Annotated in this window: 13 protein-coding genes; 5 read left to right on the top strand and 8 right to left on the bottom strand. The window is 67.8% G+C overall.

The window, feature by feature from the left end; translation table 11 throughout:
• Positions 1-11 precede the first annotated feature (11 nt).
• Together araD1 and WCE05_RS23100 are read left to right on the top strand one after the other, a co-directional pair.
• On the top strand, positions 12-1,007 hold the full coding sequence (gene araD1, locus WCE05_RS23105; protein WP_253081590.1) for an AraD1 family protein: 996 nt from the start codon (positions 12-14) through the stop codon (positions 1,005-1,007).
• Between the two features lie 78 nt (positions 1,008-1,085).
• Entirely contained in the window at positions 1,086-2,675 is a 1,590-nt protein-coding gene (locus tag WCE05_RS23100) for an aldehyde dehydrogenase (NADP(+)) (protein WP_225790845.1), read from the top strand.
• A 5-nt stretch (positions 2,676-2,680) separates the two neighbouring features.
• On the opposite strand, the gene WCE05_RS23095 is transcribed toward WCE05_RS23100, so the two are convergent.
• Positions 2,681-3,568, bottom strand: coding sequence for a LysR family transcriptional regulator (locus WCE05_RS23095; RefSeq protein ID WP_225790846.1), 888 nt, complete (start codon positions 3,566-3,568; stop codon positions 2,681-2,683).
• Between the two features lie 296 nt (positions 3,569-3,864).
• On the opposite strand from WCE05_RS23095, the gene moaB reads away from it, so the two are divergent.
• Complete coding sequence (moaB, locus tag WCE05_RS23090; RefSeq protein ID WP_225790847.1) at positions 3,865-4,404, top strand: molybdenum cofactor biosynthesis protein B; 540 nt, start codon at positions 3,865-3,867, stop codon at positions 4,402-4,404.
• Positions 4,405-4,415: 11 nt separating this feature from the next.
• Here the strand turns inward: moaB and WCE05_RS23085 are convergent, their stop codons facing one another.
• The 5 genes from WCE05_RS23085 to WCE05_RS23065 all read right to left on the bottom strand — a co-directional run bounded on the left by WCE05_RS23085 (position 4,416) and on the right by WCE05_RS23065 (position 10,905).
• Positions 4,416-5,681: an FAD-binding oxidoreductase gene (locus WCE05_RS23085; RefSeq protein WP_253104183.1), complete on the bottom strand. Its 1,266-nt coding sequence runs from the start codon at positions 5,679-5,681 to the stop codon at positions 4,416-4,418.
• A 3-nt stretch (positions 5,682-5,684) separates the two neighbouring features.
• Positions 5,685-7,256: an aldehyde dehydrogenase (NADP(+)) gene (locus tag WCE05_RS23080; protein WP_253081587.1), complete on the bottom strand. Its 1,572-nt coding sequence runs from the start codon at positions 7,254-7,256 to the stop codon at positions 5,685-5,687.
• Between the two features lie 71 nt (positions 7,257-7,327).
• The gene (locus WCE05_RS23075; protein ID WP_225790850.1) at positions 7,328-8,275 is read right to left on the bottom strand and encodes a dihydrodipicolinate synthase family protein; all 948 of its coding nucleotides are present in this window, start codon (positions 8,273-8,275) and stop codon (positions 7,328-7,330) included.
• 59 nt (positions 8,276-8,334) lie between these two features.
• On the bottom strand, positions 8,335-9,261 hold the full coding sequence (locus WCE05_RS23070; RefSeq protein WP_225790851.1) for a 4-hydroxyproline epimerase: 927 nt from the start codon (positions 9,259-9,261) through the stop codon (positions 8,335-8,337).
• Between the two features lie 27 nt (positions 9,262-9,288).
• Positions 9,289-10,905 carry an APC family permease gene (locus WCE05_RS23065; protein ID WP_368816637.1) on the bottom strand — a complete coding sequence of 539 codons (1,617 nt, stop codon included), beginning with the start codon at positions 10,903-10,905 and terminating at the stop codon, positions 9,289-9,291.
• A gap of 253 nt (positions 10,906-11,158) precedes the next feature.
• Between WCE05_RS23065 and WCE05_RS23060 the strand changes: the two genes are divergently transcribed.
• Entirely contained in the window at positions 11,159-11,935 is a 777-nt protein-coding gene (locus WCE05_RS23060; protein ID WP_253081585.1) for an AraC family transcriptional regulator, read from the top strand.
• A 58-nt stretch (positions 11,936-11,993) separates the two neighbouring features.
• Here the strand turns inward: WCE05_RS23060 and WCE05_RS23055 are convergent, their stop codons facing one another.
• Together WCE05_RS23055 and moaA are read right to left on the bottom strand one after the other, a co-directional pair.
• The gene (locus WCE05_RS23055) at positions 11,994-12,893 is read right to left on the bottom strand and encodes a bestrophin family protein (RefSeq protein WP_225790854.1); all 900 of its coding nucleotides are present in this window, start codon (positions 12,891-12,893) and stop codon (positions 11,994-11,996) included.
• A gap of 20 nt (positions 12,894-12,913) precedes the next feature.
• Positions 12,914-13,918: a GTP 3',8-cyclase MoaA gene (moaA, locus tag WCE05_RS23050; RefSeq protein WP_225790855.1), complete on the bottom strand. Its 1,005-nt coding sequence runs from the start codon at positions 13,916-13,918 to the stop codon at positions 12,914-12,916.
• A 285-nt stretch (positions 13,919-14,203) separates the two neighbouring features.
• Here moaA and WCE05_RS23045 point away from each other — a divergent pair.
• Positions 14,204-14,384 (top strand): hypothetical protein (locus WCE05_RS23045; protein WP_225790856.1); only part of this gene is annotated, 181 nt, incomplete at its 3' end.

The raw sequence follows: 14,384 nt of genomic DNA, 5'->3' as shown, positions 1-14,384 counted from the left end.
AGGAGAGACACATGCGGTTGATTCAATTCGAAGACCCGGCCGGCCAGCGCCAGGTCGGAGTGGTCGAGGGTACGCAGGTCCAGGTGGTGCGCGGTGTGCGCAGCACCCGCGAGCTGGCGTTGGCGGCGATCCGTGGTGGGCGCGCTCTGGTGGAGGAAGTACTGGCCCGTGGCTGCGACGCCGGGCCGGCCTATGCCGGGCTGCTGGAGGCGGGGCGGGTGCTGCCACCGTTGGACCATGAAGACCCGGCGCACTGCCTGGTCAGCGGTACCGGCCTGACCCACCTGGGCAGCGCCGCCACGCGAGACAAGATGCACCAGCACGGCGAGCAGGACGACACCACGCTCACCGACACCATGCGTATCTTCAAGTGGGGCCTGGAGGGGGGCAAGCCCGCCGCCGGCGAAGCGGGGGCGCAGCCGGAATGGTTCTACAAGGGCGATGGCAGCATCGTCGTGCGCCCCGGTGCGGACCTGCCGTTGCCGGCCTTCGCCGAGGATGCCGGCGAGGAACCAGAGCTGGTCGGTCTCTACGTGATAGGTGACGACGGCCGCCCGTATCGGCTGGGCTATGCCCTGGGCAACGAGTTCTCCGACCATGTCATGGAGCGGCGCAACTACCTGTACCTGGCGCATTCCAAGCTGCGCAGTTGCGCCTATGGCCCTGAGCTGCGCGTGGGCGAGCTGCCGCGCCACCTGCAAGGGCGCAGCCGTATCCTGCGCAATGGCGAGGTGCTCTGGGAGCGCGAGTTCCTGTCCGGCGAGGACAACATGTGCCACAGCTTCGAGAACCTGGAGTTCCATCACTTCAAGTACGCCCAGTTCCTGCGCCCGGGCGATGTGCATGTGCATTACTTCGGCACGGCGACGCTGTCCTTTGCCGACGGTATCAAGGCCGTGCCGGGCGACACCTTCGAGATCGCCGTGCCTGACTTCGGTGCGCCGCTGCGCAACGGCATCGTCGCTGGCGAACCGGCCATGGCGCCGGGACAGGTCGCGGCGCTCTGAATCCTCGTCACCATCCGCTTTTGCCGGGTCGCGCCGCCTGCCGATGGCGGTGGCGCGGCCCCCGATCATGAGGTCGATATGCCAACCATCCTCGGTTACAACTACATCGCTGGCGCCCGTAGCGCGGCAGGTTCGGTCGTGCTGCAGAGCATCGACGCGACCACCGCCGAGGCGCTGCCCTACAGCTTCCACCAGGCGACCCTGGAAGAGGTGGACGACGCGGCGCAAGCGGCCGCCGCTGCCTTCTTGCCATACCGCGACCTGCCGGCCACGCGCCGGGCGGCGTTCCTCGACGCCATCGCCGAGGAGATCGACCTGCTCGGCGATGAGTTCGTCGCCATCGTCTGCCGCGAAACGGCATTGCCGGCGGCACGCATTCAGGGCGAGCGTGGCCGTACCAGCGGTCAGATGCGCCTGTTCGCCCAAGTGCTGCGGCGTGGGGATTTCCATGGCGCGCGGATCGACCGCGCCCTGCCGGAGCGCAAGCCGTTGCCACGGGTCGACCTGCGCCAGTGCCGCATCGGCGTGGGGCCGGTGGCGGTGTTCGGCGCGAGCAACTTCCCACTGGCATTCTCGACTGCCGGTGGCGATACCGCCGCGGCCCTGGCCGCCGGATGCCCGGTGGTGTTCAAGGCGCACAGCGGCCACATGGCCACCGCCGAGCTGGTGGCCGATGCCATCCTGCGCGCCGCGCAACGCACCGGCATGCCCAGCGGTGTGTTCAACATGCTCTACGGCGCCGGTGTCGGCGAGCCGTTGGTCAAGCACCCGGCGATCCAGGCGGTCGGCTTCACCGGTTCGCTCAAGGGCGGTCGTGCCCTGTGCGACATGGCGGCTGCACGGCCGCAGCCGATTCCGGTGTTCGCCGAGATGAGCAGCATCAACCCGGTGGTACTGCTGCCCGAGGCGCTGCAGGTACGGGGCGAGACGCTGGCTACCGAGTTGGCCGCCTCGGTGGTGCTCGGTTGCGGACAGTTCTGCACCAACCCCGGGCTGGTCATCGGCATCCGCTCGCCGGCCTTCTCGCGCTTCGTCGAGCAGTTCAGCGCGCGCATGGCCGACCAGCCGGCACAGACCATGCTCAACGCCGGTACCCTGGCCAGCTACGAGAAGGGACTGGCGGCCCTGCACGCCCACCCGGGCATCCGCCACCTGGCCGGCCAGCGTCAGGAAGGCAGGCAGGCCCGGCCACAGCTGTTCCAGGCCGAGGCCCGGGTGCTGATCGACGGTGATGCGTTGCTGCAGGAGGAGGTCTTCGGGCCGACGACCGTGCTCGTCGAGGTGGCGGATGAGCAGGCGCTGGCCCAGGCCCTGAATGCCCTGCACGGGCAGCTCACGGCGACCCTGATCGCCGAGCCGGACGACCTGCGCCAGTTCGCGGCGCTGGTGCCGGTGCTCGAGCGCAAGGCCGGACGCCTGTTGCTCAATGGCTACCCGACCGGTGTCGAAGTCTGTGATGCGATGGTCCATGGCGGGCCGTACCCAGCCACCTCGGATGCGCGGGGCACCTCTGTCGGTAGCCTGGCGATCGACCGCTTCCTGCGCCCGGTGTGCTACCAGAACTACCCCGATGCCCTGCTGCCGGATGCGCTCAAGGACGGCAACCCGCTGGGGATCGTACGCTTGCTCGACGGGGTGCCGAGCCGCGATGCGCTAATCCCAGCCTGACAACGTCAGCCGTTGGCGAACAGCACCTTGGCCTCGGCGAAGCACTGTTCGGCGATCGCCGAGCGGGGCTCGCTGCGGCGCAGCAGCAGGCCGACCGGGCTGTGGATGCTGGCGTCGGCGATGGGGATGATGCGCATGTGCTGGGACAGCTCCTCCAGGCCGCACTCCAGCGGCATCACCGCGCAGCACACGCCGCTGTTGATGGCCTGGACCAGCTGGAAGGTGGAGTCGCTTTCCAGCACCGCCGCCGGTTCCAGGCCACGGCTGCGCAGGCTCAGGTCCAGCGCCTGGCGGTAGTGCATGCCTTTGCTCAACAGGCCCAGGGGCAGGTCGGCCACGCTGTCCCAGGACAGTTCGGTCTGCTCGAACTGGAAGTGCCGGGTGTCGTGCAGCAGGCCCATGGTGGTGGTGCCCAGCTCGATCACTTCGAAGAAGCTGGCGTTGACCTGATCCAGGTAGCAGAGCCCCAGGTCCAACTGGTTGCGGCTCAGGCCGTCGGTGATCTGCTCGGAGCTGAGCGAACTGAGCTCGAAGTGCAGTTCGGGGTACTTCTCGCGCAGTGGCAGCAGCAAGTGCATGGGGTTGAAGCTGGCCAGCGGCACGGTGCCCAGGCGCAGGCTGCCGACCACCTGGCCCCGGCAACTGGCGGCCTCGGCCTGCAGGCCGTCGTGGGCGGCCAGCAGGGTGCGGGCCCAGGCCAGGATGCGTTCGCCGGCCTCGGTGAAGCCCTCGAAGCGCTGGCCGCGCTTGACCAGTACCAGGTCCAGCTCGTCCTCCAGGTTGCGCAGGCGCATGGACAGGGTCGGCTGGGTGATGTGGCACAGCGCTGCGGCCTGGCCGAAATGGCGGGTCTTGTCGAGGGCGATGAGGAACTTGAGCTGCTTGATGTCCATGGGGTGGCCTGGTGGGCGGTGAAGTCGATGGCGTTGACCTTAACCAAGTCGGCCGTGGCTGGCCAATGTTTAGTGCCGATTGTATGGGAGCGGGTGCCTGGGCTGCTTTGCAGCCCATCGCCAGCAAGCCGGCTCCCACAGGGGCTCTGCTAAATCAAAGCGTTATGTTTTGTTCTATCGAACCGGCTTGCCGACGATAGACCCACTCGATGGCCCGGTTCGCCATATCGATTGGACGCTGGGCAGGCTTCTCTCTAGCGTGGCACGGGACAATGCCTATTCAGGAGCAAGCCCAGGTGAGTGTGAAACCGGACGCGGTGTTCGTACCGCTCAATATCGCCGTGCTGACGGTCAGCGATACCCGCACCTTCGACAACGACACGTCCGGCGAACTGCTGGCCAGCCGCTGCGTGCAGATCGGCCATCGACTGGTGGCGCGGGAGTTGCTCAAGGACGACCTGTACAAGATCCGCGCCCAGGTCGCCACCTGGATCGCCGACGACCAGGTGCAGGTGGTGCTGGTCACCGGCGGCACCGGCTTCACCGGGCGGGACAGCACGCCAGAGGCGGTGGAGTGCCTGCTGGACAAGCGCATCGACGGTTTCGGCGAGCTGTTCCGCGCCCTGTCGATCCTCGATATCGGCACCTCGACGGTACAGAGCCGGGCACTGGCGGGCCTGGCCAACGGCACGCTGGTGTGCTGCCTGCCAGGCTCGACCGGGGCCTGCCGCACGGCCTGGGAGGGGATCCTCGCCGAGCAGTTGGATGCACGGCACCGGCCCTGCAACTTCGTGGCGCACCTCAAGCCTATCGGGGCGTGCGAAACCCGGGGGTGAGGCGCGGCTCGTCAGAACCGTGCCAGGCGGTAGGCTTCCAGCCCCGCCACCGGCCCCTGCGCCAGGCGCCCGAGCCACTGCGCGGTCAGCGCGGCCTGGGTCAGGCCCAGGTGCTGGTGGCCGAAGGCGAGCAGCACCTTGCCGTCGCACACCCGGTCGATCACCGGCAATGAGTCGGGCAAGGAAGGGCGAAAGCCCATCCACGGGGTCGCGCCAGTGGCGTCGAGGTCGTGGCGCAGCAGGCCCTTGCTCAGGTTCAGCAACTGCCAGGCGCGTTGCATGCGGGGCGGGCGGCGCAGGCCGGCGAACTCCACCGTGCCGGCCAGGCGCAAGCCGCCGGCCATGGGCGTCATGATGAACTTGCGCTCCAGCGAGGTGACCGCGAACGGCAGCCGTTGCCGTTCGCCGGGCAGCATCAGGTGATAGCCGCGCTCGGTGTCCAGCGGCACCCGGGTGCCGGTCAGCGCCTGGGTCAGTGGGGCCGAGTGTGCGCCACAGGCGATCAGCACCTGGCGCGCCCGCACGGGGCCGTGGTCGGTGACCAGGGTGACGCCTTGCCCCTGCAGGCGGGCATCGCGTACCTGCTGCTGGTGGAACTGTACGCCCTGGGCCTTGGCGGCCTCGACCAGTTCGCAGACCACACGGTACGGGTCGAGGAAATGCCCCGTGGCGGGAAAGAACAGGCCGCCCCGGATGCCTTCGCTCAACTGTGGCGCCGCCGCCTGCACGGCCTGGGCGGACCACGGCTCGACCGGCACCGCCTGTTGCCGCAGGCGCGACTGCAGGGCCTCCAGCGCCTGGCGCGACTCCGGGCGCTCGAACACCAGCAGCGAGCCGTCCTCCTTGAGCAGCGCGGTACGGTCGATCGAGGCCAGCAACTGCCGCCACGCCGCCAGGCTGCCTTCGTTGAGCACACGCAAGCCCGCCACGCTACGCTGGAACGCGGCCGGGCGCAGGTTCAGCAGCAGGCGGGCGAACCACGGCAAGGCACGGGGCAGGTGTCGCCAGTCCAGGCGTAGCGGGCCCATCGGGTCGAGCAGCATGGCGGGAAGGCGCGTGAGGATCGACAGGTCGGCGATCGGGAACACCTGTTCAGTGGCCAGGTGGCCGGCGTTGCCGAACGAAGCGCCGTGGCCGGGCGCCTGCTGGTCGATGACCTGTACCCGCCGGCCCTGGCGGGCCAGCTCGAGGGCACAGGCGACACCGACGATGCCGGCGCCGACCACCACCAGGTCGGCATCGGCGTGGGCATGATCGAGGGGGAGGGCGTTGGGCATTGCCTAGGCTTCCCTCTGGCCATCGAGCAGCCGCCGCAGGTGCAGCGGGTTGTCGTGCTTGAGGGCGGTGGGCAACAGGGCATCGGGGAAGTCCTGGTAGCAGACCGGGCGCAGGAAACGCAGGATGGCGGCGGTGCCGACCGAGGTGCTGCGGGCATCGAGGGTGGCTGGGAACGGCCCGCCATGGACCATGGCATCGCAGACTTCGACGCCGGTCGGCCAGCCGTTGACCAGCAGGCGCCCGGCCTTGCGTTCGAGGGTCGGGAGCAAGGCGCGGGCGGCCGGCAGGTCGTCATCGTCCAGGTGCAGGGTGGCGGTCAGTTGGCCTTCCAGGTGTTCGGCAACCTGCTCGAACTGTTGTGCGTCGCGGCACGCCACGATCAGCGACGAGGCGCCGAACACCTCGGCTTGCAGGGCGGTATTGGCGAGAAAGGCCGAGGCGTCGGCGACGAACAACTGGGCCTGGCCCTGGTTCGGCCCCAGGGCCGGCTGGCCACTGGCGACTGCCTGAGCGTGCTCGCCCAGTGCTGCGACCCCTGCCTGGTAGGCGCTGAAGATGCCCGGCGTGAGCATCGTCTGTGCCGGTATGCCAGCCAGGTGTTCGGCGGCCGCGGCGACGAAACGCTCCAGCGCCGGTCCTTGGCGGGCGATCACCAGGCCCGGGTTGGTGCAGAACTGGCCGGCACCCTGGGTCAGCGAGGCGACGAAGCCTTGCGCCAGCCCTTCTGCACGGGCCTGCAGAGCGTTGTCGAAAAGAAATACCGGGTTGATCGAGCTCATTTCCGCGTACACCGGGATCGGCTCAGGGCGTGCCTGTGCCGCGCGGTTCAAGGCCATGCCGCCGCTGCGCGAGCCCGTGAAACCGACCGCTTTGATACGCGGATCGCTGACCAGGGCGATGCCCACCTCCCGCCCTGCGCCATGCAGCAGCGAGAACACGCCCTCGGGCAGGCCGCATTGCGCCACCGCCCGGGCGAGCGCCTGGCCTATCAGTTCGCTGGTGCCGGGATGGGCGCCATGGGCCTTGACCACCACCGGGCAACCGGCGGCCAGGGCCGAGGCGGTATCGCCGCCGGCCACCGAAAAGGCCAGGGGGAAGTTGCTGGCACCGAACACCGCCACCGGGCCCAGGGCCACCTGGCGCTGGCGCAGGTCCGGGCGGGCCAGCGGCTGGCGCTGCGGCTGCGCGCTGTCGACGCGCGCATCCAGCCATTCACCGGCGCGCACGGTGCGGGCGAAGGTACGCAACTGTTGGCAGGTCCGCCCACGTTCACCGAGGATGCGCGGACGCGGCAGGCCGGTTTCGGCGACGGCGCGGTCGATCAGCGCATCGCCCAGGGCTTCGATCTGCTCGGCGATGGTTTCCAGGAACAGCGCACGTTGCGCCAACGAGGTTTCGCGGTAGGCGTCGAAGGCCGACCAGGCCAGCGCGCAGGCGCGGTCCACGTGCTCGCGCGTGCCACCGGGGTAGGCCGGTTCCAGGGGGTGGTTGGTGGCCGGGTCGATGGCCCGGATCGCTTCGCGGTTGCCGGTAACGGCCTGCTGGCCGATCAGCAGGTTGCCTGTGAGAGTCATGCTGGCGTCCTGAAAGAATCCTGAAGAGGCCGCTGCGCCATGAAGCTGGCGCAGGGCGAGGGGGGCGAGTGTCAGGCGACGTTCTGCTGCGCCGACCAGTTGGCGTACCACTGGCGGAACAGCGTGTACTGGTTGTGCGCGTAGTTGCGCTGGGACTCGGTGAGCGCGTCGCTTTCGTTGAAGTGCAGGGTGTATTCCTGGTCGCCGTTGAGCACCATCAGGTACTTGTAGTACAGCACCAGGTCGCAGCCTTCATCGAACGACGACAGCACCGCCAGCGCCGACTCCAGCTCACCGGCCAGGCGGCGGGCCTTGGCGTCGCCCTTGGCTGCCTGCTTGCTCAGCGCCACCAGTTGCAGCACCTCGCGGGGCAGGGCATTGCCGATGCCGGTGATGGCGCCGGTGGCATTGCAGTTGACGAAGCCGTGGACCACCTGGGTGTCGACACCGACCATCAGGGTCACCTGGTCGTCCTTGGAGGTGATGTGCTCGGCGGCGTAGCGCAGGTCGGCACCGCCACCGAATTCCTTGAAGCCGATCAGGTTCGGGTATTCGCGGCGCAGTTCGAAGAACAGGTCGGCGCGGGTGGCGAAGCCGTAGTAGGGGCTGTTGTAGATCACCGCCGGCAGTGCCGGGGCGGCTTGCAGGATCGCCGCGAAGTGCGCCTTCTGCGCCGCCAGCGAGGCGCCACGGGAGAGCACGCGGGGGATCACCATCAGGCCGGCGGCACCGACCTTGGCGGCGTGGGCTGCGTGGGAAACCGCCTCGCGGGTATTCACCGCGCCGGTGCCGACGATGGTCGGGATGCCGGCGGCCACCAGCCGGGCCACGCCTTCCTGGCGCTCGGCCTCGCTGAGCAGCGGCCAGTCGCCCATCGAGCCGCAGTAGACCACCGCGCTCATGCCGGCCTCGATCAGTTCGCGGCCCTTGCGCACCAGGGCGTCGTAGTCCGGCTTGCGCTCGGCGGTGCAGGGGGTCATCAGGGCGGGCATGCAGCCGGTGAAGATGTTGTCGCTCATTGTCTGTGCTCCTTGGCGCAGGTGTTCAGGTGGGGTGCTTGTAAAGGGAGCGGGGCGGGTCAGATGCCCCACGCGAAAGGGTCTTGTTCGTCGATCAGCAGGGTGCTATCGGCGGTCATGTGGGCGCGGCCGGTGATGAACGGGCGAATGCGCTCGCCCTGCCATTGGAAGCGGCCTTCGAACTGGCTGCCGGTGATGCTCGCCTGCACCCAGGCCTGGCCTGCGGCGAGCTTGCCGTCGGCCGCCAGGCAGGCCAGCTTGGCGCTGGTGCCGGTACCGCAGGGAGAGCGGTCGTAGGCCTTGCCGGGGCACATGACGAAATTGCGGCTGTCGGCGTTGGCATCGTCGGCGAACAGCTCGACGTGGTCGATCGGCGCGCCGTGCTCGCCCGTGATGCCCTGGGCCTGCAGGGCCTTGAGCATCGCCCAGGTGAATGCCGTGAGGGCTTCGACATTGTCCAGCGTCAGCCGCTGGCCGTGCTCGCTGACCAGGAAGAACCAGTTGCCGCCCCAGGCGATGTCGCCCAGGAACGCCCCGTACCCGGGGACCTCGACCGCCACTTGCTGGCGGTAGCGGTAGGCCGGGACGTTGCCGACCGTCACCGCGCCGTCCTCGTGCAAGGTGGCCGTGACCTGGCCGACCGGGGTGTCGATCTTGTGCTCGCCGGGGCCGATCATGCCCAGGTGCTGCAGCGAGGCGACCAGGCCGATGGTGCCGTGGCCACACATGTTCAGGTAGCCGGCGTTGTTGAAGAAGATCACCCCGCAGGTGGCGTCCGCCGACACCGGCTCGCAATACAGCGCGCCGACCAGCACGTCGTTGCCGCGTGGCTCCAGCAGGCAGGCGCGGCGCCATTGGTCGTGCTGTTCGCGCAGTTCGTCGCGGCGCTCGGCCAGGGTGCTGCCCGTCAGCCGGGGAAAGCCTTTGATCACCAGGCGGGTAGGTTCGCCGCCGGTATGGGAGTCGATGACGTGGATGTGTTTCATGGGCATGTCCATTTCAGTGGGCGATGTTCAGGACGCCAGCGCGGCGGGGTGCTGGCCGGGCTGGGGCTGCGGGTTGGCCTCGCTTTCGTCCTCGCCATCCAGGCGTACCAGGTGGGCGGGCACGCCGGTGCGTGCGCCCCAGTAGTAGATGCCCAGGGCACAGGCGGCCACGACCAGGGTGTCGAACGGGTGGCCGATCAGCCCCAGACCGCCGAAACTGCCGAGCCACGACAGCAGGATGGTCAGCGCGTAGAAGCCGATCAGCCAGGCCGACGAGCGCACTTGCTGGGCGAGGGACAGGTGCTGGGTGGGCACGAAACGGCCGCACAGCAGGTACAGCACGAACATTACGATCTGCAGGGCGAGCAGCCAGGACACGGTGTTCCAGCCGGACCAGTAGACGATCAGCGCGGCGATGATGAACGACAGTGGGCCCAGCACGGCCATGCCCTTGACCCGGAACGGACGCGCCATGCCGGGGGCGTTGCGACGCAGGGCCGCGACCGACACCGGTGCCACCGCGTAGCTCAGTACCAGCGCTGCCGAGACCACGTTGATCAGCGCTTCCCAGGAGGGGAAGGGCAGGGTCCAGAACACCGACAGGGCGAAGGTCAGCCACAACGCGGGGCGTGGAATGCCTGATTGTTCGTCGATGCGGGTGAAGACCTTGAAGAAGGTGCCGGTTTGCGCCCAGCCATAGACCACCCGCGGCGTGGCGTTCATGTAGATGTTGCCGCAGCCGCTCGGCGAGATCACCGCGTCGGCCACCACCAGGTAGGCCAGCCAGCCCACCCCCAGCGCCAGGGCGATGTCGCGATAGGGCAGCGCCAGTTCCTTGGTCACGCCGGCCCAGCCGTTGGCCAGCATCTCGGTCGGCACGCTGCCAAGGAACGCCAGTTGCAGCAGCACGTAGATCGCGGTCGACAGTAGCACCGAGAGGATCAGTGCGATGGGAATGGTGCGTTGCGGGTTCTTCACTTCGCTGGCCACCGAGATGATCGGGGTCAGGCCCAGGTAGGCGAAGATGATGCCGCCTGCGGAAACCGCCATTTCCACGCCGGACAGGCCGAACGGGGCGAAGCCCTGGGCCTCGAAGTTCTCTGGCTTGAAGAAGGTGAACAGCACGCCGATCACCAGCAGCGGCACGATGAACTTGAACACGCTGACCAGGTTGTTGGCCTTGGCGAAGGTCTTCACGCTGCGGTAGTTGAGCAGGAAGAACAGGCATAGCAGGCCGAACTGCACCAGCCAGCCGAGAACGGTCGGATCGCTGGAGCCCGGTTGGGTCAGCGAGGGGAACCAGGCGGCGGCGTACTGGCGCGAGGCGACCACTTCGATCGCCACCAAGCTGGAGAAGGCGATCAGGGTGATGAACCCCATCAGGTAGCCCAGCAGTGGCCCGTGGGAGTAGACCGGGTAGCGCACCACGCCACCAGCACGGGGCAGGGCCGCGCCCAGTTCGCAATAGACGATGCCCAGCAACAGCACGGCGAAGCCGCCGAGGAACCAGGACAGGATGCCGGCCGGGCCGGCGATGGCGGAGACGTGGCTGGCGGCGAACAGCCAGCCCGAGCCGAAGATGGCGCCGAGGCCGATGAATGTGAGGTCCAGCAACGACAGCTGTTTCTTGAACTTGCCTGACATGGGGTCGCCTTCTTGTGGGTTATTGGATAGGCAGGTCTGATGTCACGTGATGCGGGCGCTCGTGCACCGCGTTCTTGTAGGTCTGTGGCGGCTTGCGTTGGCCATAGAGTGGACCGATCCGGGCGTGGGTTCTTGATGGTTTTCTGCAGCGTGGGTGACGAAATCGGCACAGTCCGCGGCTTCGTCATGGCGCAGTGGACACGGCCGGGCCCTTGCGGCAAGGTGCCAGGCGCAAGGTTGCCGGAGAACGCGAATGAGGCAGGAGACACTGTCGATGCTTTACCAGGGCTTCGATCGACATCGCCCGCAGTCGATCGAAGCCCTGTTGGTTGGCGTGGCACCGCTGTTGCCGCTGTTGGATGTCATCCCCGACGCGGCGATCTTCATCAAGGATGACCAGGCCCGCTATGTGCTGGCCAACCGCACGCTGGTGCAGCGCTGCGGGCTGAAGGCGTTGGCGCCGCTGTTGGGCAAGACCAGTGCCGAGGTCTTTCCGGCGCAGTTGGGGCCGGGCTACACCGAGCAGGATCGCCGGGTGCTCAGGCAAGGGGCGATCCTCGAGGACCAGTTGGAACTGCACCTGTATGGCAGCCGCGAACCGGGCTGGTGCCTGACTCACAAATGGCCGCTATACGACACCGCCGGCCAGATCATCGGCCTGGTGGGGATTTCCGTGGACCTGCAGGCCGCCACCGATACGCACCCGGCCTACCAGCGCCTGGCCGCGGTGGACGAGCATATCCGCCGGCATTTCAACCAACCGATCAGCCTCGGCGAGCTGACCCGCATCGCCGGCCTCTCCGTCGCCCAGCTAGAGCGCTACTGCAAGCGGGTGTTCCACCTGACGCCACGGCAGATGATCCACAAGGCCCGGCTGGAGCACGCGCACCGCCTGCTGCACACCGAACTGCCGATCACCGAGGTCGCCCTGCAGTGCGGCTATACCGACCACAGCGCCTTCAGCCGGCAGTTCAAGCAACTGACCGGCTTCACGCCCCGGCAGTATCGAGCGGCGACGGAGCAACGATGATCGTAAGCGGTGCAGGGTGTGGGAGCGGCCTTGTGTCGCGAAGCGGCCCTCTGGGGAATCAACTGAGCACATGATCCACCGGCTCCAGCGCCGGTGGCAGTGGCTCATGCCCCAGTGCCGCCAGCACGTCGCGCTCGAGGGTGCGCACCAGGGCATCGGTCGGCAAATCGTTCTGGTCGCGGCCGAACGGGTCTTCCAGTTCGTTGCCGATGGCGTCCAGGCCAAAGAAGGTATAGCTGATGATGGTGGTAAACAGCGGCGCCAACCAGCCCAGTGGCCCGGCCAGGGCGAACGGCAGCAGCAGGCAGAAGATATAGATGGTGCGATGCAGCAGCAGGGTGTAGGGGAAGGGCAGCGGCGTGCCTTTGATCCGCTCGCAGGTGGCCTGGACGTCCGACAGTCCGACCAGTCGCTGCTCCAGCAGGGTATAGCGCCACTCGCTGATCTGCTGGCGCTCGGCCAGGCGCGCGCAGTGCTCGCCGACCTGGCGCAGGATACCGTCGCACAGGTTGTGCGGGCTGATGGCGTCGATATCGCTCAGCCAGGGCCGGGCGGCATGCAGCTCGTCTTCGCTGCGCAGGCGTGCGTTGAGGGCGTGGGCGAAGCCGCACAGGCTGCGCAGCAGCTCGGTACGCAGGCGTTCGTCGGCGATCGCCAGGCTTTCGCGGGCGAACGAGCGGACCTCGATGATCAGCCGTCCCCAGGCCTTGCGTCCCTCCCACCAACGGTCGTAGCAGGCGTTGTTGCGAAAGCTCATGAAGATCGACAGCGACAGCCCGAGCAGGGTGAACGGCGTCGCGCTGACCGGATAGGCAAAGGCCGGGAAGTGCCGCTCGGCCAGCACGATCAAGGCGGCCAGCAGGGTGACCATCAGGCAGCGCAGGGCGATGCGCTTGACGATCGATCCCTTGAGGGTGAACAGCAGGCGCAGCACATCGGGGCGGGGGTGGACGATCATGAGGTTCCAGAGGCGGCCGCTCAGCCGCCGGTCATGTTCATGAAGCGCAGGATCTGCACCTCGCCGCCGACCTCGAAGTGGTGGCGGTAGGGCTTGAGCTGCATGGCCTCGCGGATGGCCTTTTCCAGGCGCGCGCTGTCGCCGGGGTGGGCGCGCAGGACCTGCTTGAGGTCCATCGAGTGCTCGTTGCCCAGGCACAGCAGCAGGCGTCCCTCGACGGTCAGGCGCACGCGGTTGCAGGTGGCGCAGAAGTTGTGGCTGTGCGGCGAGATGAAGCCGACCCGGGTATTCACCGCTTCGGCCAGGCGCCAGTAGCGCGCCGGGCCCTGGGACGACTCGGCCGACTCGACCAGGGTGAAGTGCTCGGCCAGGCGCTCGCGGACTTCATCGCTGGAGCAGTAGGATTCGCCGCGTTCGTGCTCGCTGATCACGCCCAGGGGCATTTCCTCGATGAAGGAGATGTCCAGTTCACGGTCGATGGCGAAGCGCACCAGGTCGACGATCTCGTGGTCGTTGCGGCCCTTGAGCACCACGCAGTTGAGCTTGGTACGGCGAAAGCCTGCGTGGCGCGCGGCGTCGATGCCGGCGATCACCTGGTCGAGGTCGCCGGTGCGGGTCAGGCTGCGGAAGCGTTCGGCGTTCAGGCTGTCGAGGCTGATGTTCAGGCGCGAGACGCCGGCATCGAACAGCGGCCCGGCCAGGCGGACCAGTTGCGAGCCGTTGCTGGTCAGGCACAGTTCGCGCAGGCCTGGCAGGGCGGCGATGCGCTCGCACAGCCCGACGATGCCCTGGCGCACCAGCGGCTCGCCGCCGGTCAGGCGGATCTTGCGGGTGCCCAGGGCGACGAAGCGCTCGGCCACCTGGTACAGCTCCTCGAGGCTGAGGATCTGTTGGCGCGGCAGGAACTGCATGTCTTCGGCCATGCAGTAGACGCAGCGGAAGTCGCAGCGGTCGGTGACCGACATCCGCAGGTAGTCGATTCTCCGGTTGAAGCCGTCGATCAGTGCCTGGGGGTTCTGTTCCACGTTCACGCTCGAATGAGGGGGTGAATTGAGCGGCGAGCTCGCCGCGGACAAGGTTCAAGCTATAACCTGCGGGCACCCCCGTCAAATCGCTTTCCCCTCTTATGCGATCAGCCCCGTCTATCACCCGTGCATGCCGCGCCCCCCGTGGTCTGCGCGCCATCATCGATACGGTTTATCGTGCCGTAGGGGATATCGATTGGACGCGCTCATACCAGGCTTCTTAGGCTGGCGAAAATACCGGGCGAGCGATCCGGTGACTTCTATGCCCGCGTGAGGATCCACCGCATGAGCCAAGACGAACACATCAGGGACTACAAGGGCCCGGCTGCCGGCTGGGGCGCGCTCAAGAGCGTGACCAAGGCCTGGCTGGGCAGCGAGAATGCCTTCAAGAACCTGCGGGCCATGCTCAAGACCAACCAGAACGGTGGCTTCGACTGCCCCGGCTGCGCCTGGGGCGAGTCGCCGG

It is taken from the genome of Pseudomonas sp. I2 (assembly GCF_040984075.1).
In the GTDB taxonomy this organism is placed as follows: domain Bacteria; phylum Pseudomonadota; class Gammaproteobacteria; order Pseudomonadales; family Pseudomonadaceae; genus Aquipseudomonas; species Aquipseudomonas guariconensis_B.
This window is presented reverse-complemented; position numbering and strand designations above follow the sequence as displayed.

Coding starts and splice junctions, on each gene's coding strand:
- WCE05_RS23100 (WP_225790845.1), top strand. CDS start 1,086: ATGCCAACCATCCTCGGTTACAACTACATCGCTGGCGCCCGTAGCGCG.
- WCE05_RS23065 (WP_368816637.1), bottom strand. CDS start 10,905: ATGTCAGGCAAGTTCAAGAAACAGCTGTCGTTGCTGGACCTCACATTC.
- WCE05_RS23060 (WP_253081585.1), top strand. CDS start 11,159: ATGAGGCAGGAGACACTGTCGATGCTTTACCAGGGCTTCGATCGACAT.
- WCE05_RS23080 (WP_253081587.1), bottom strand. CDS start 7,256: ATGACTCTCACAGGCAACCTGCTGATCGGCCAGCAGGCCGTTACCGGC.
- WCE05_RS23055 (WP_225790854.1), bottom strand. CDS start 12,893: ATGATCGTCCACCCCCGCCCCGATGTGCTGCGCCTGCTGTTCACCCTC.
- WCE05_RS23085 (WP_253104183.1), bottom strand. CDS start 5,681: ATGCCCAACGCCCTCCCCCTCGATCATGCCCACGCCGATGCCGACCTG.
- WCE05_RS23070 (WP_225790851.1), bottom strand. CDS start 9,261: ATGAAACACATCCACGTCATCGACTCCCATACCGGCGGCGAACCTACC.
- WCE05_RS23075 (WP_225790850.1), bottom strand. CDS start 8,275: ATGAGCGACAACATCTTCACCGGCTGCATGCCCGCCCTGATGACCCCC.
- WCE05_RS23095 (WP_225790846.1), bottom strand. CDS start 3,568: ATGGACATCAAGCAGCTCAAGTTCCTCATCGCCCTCGACAAGACCCGC.
- araD1 (WP_253081590.1), top strand. CDS start 12: ATGCGGTTGATTCAATTCGAAGACCCGGCCGGCCAGCGCCAGGTCGGA.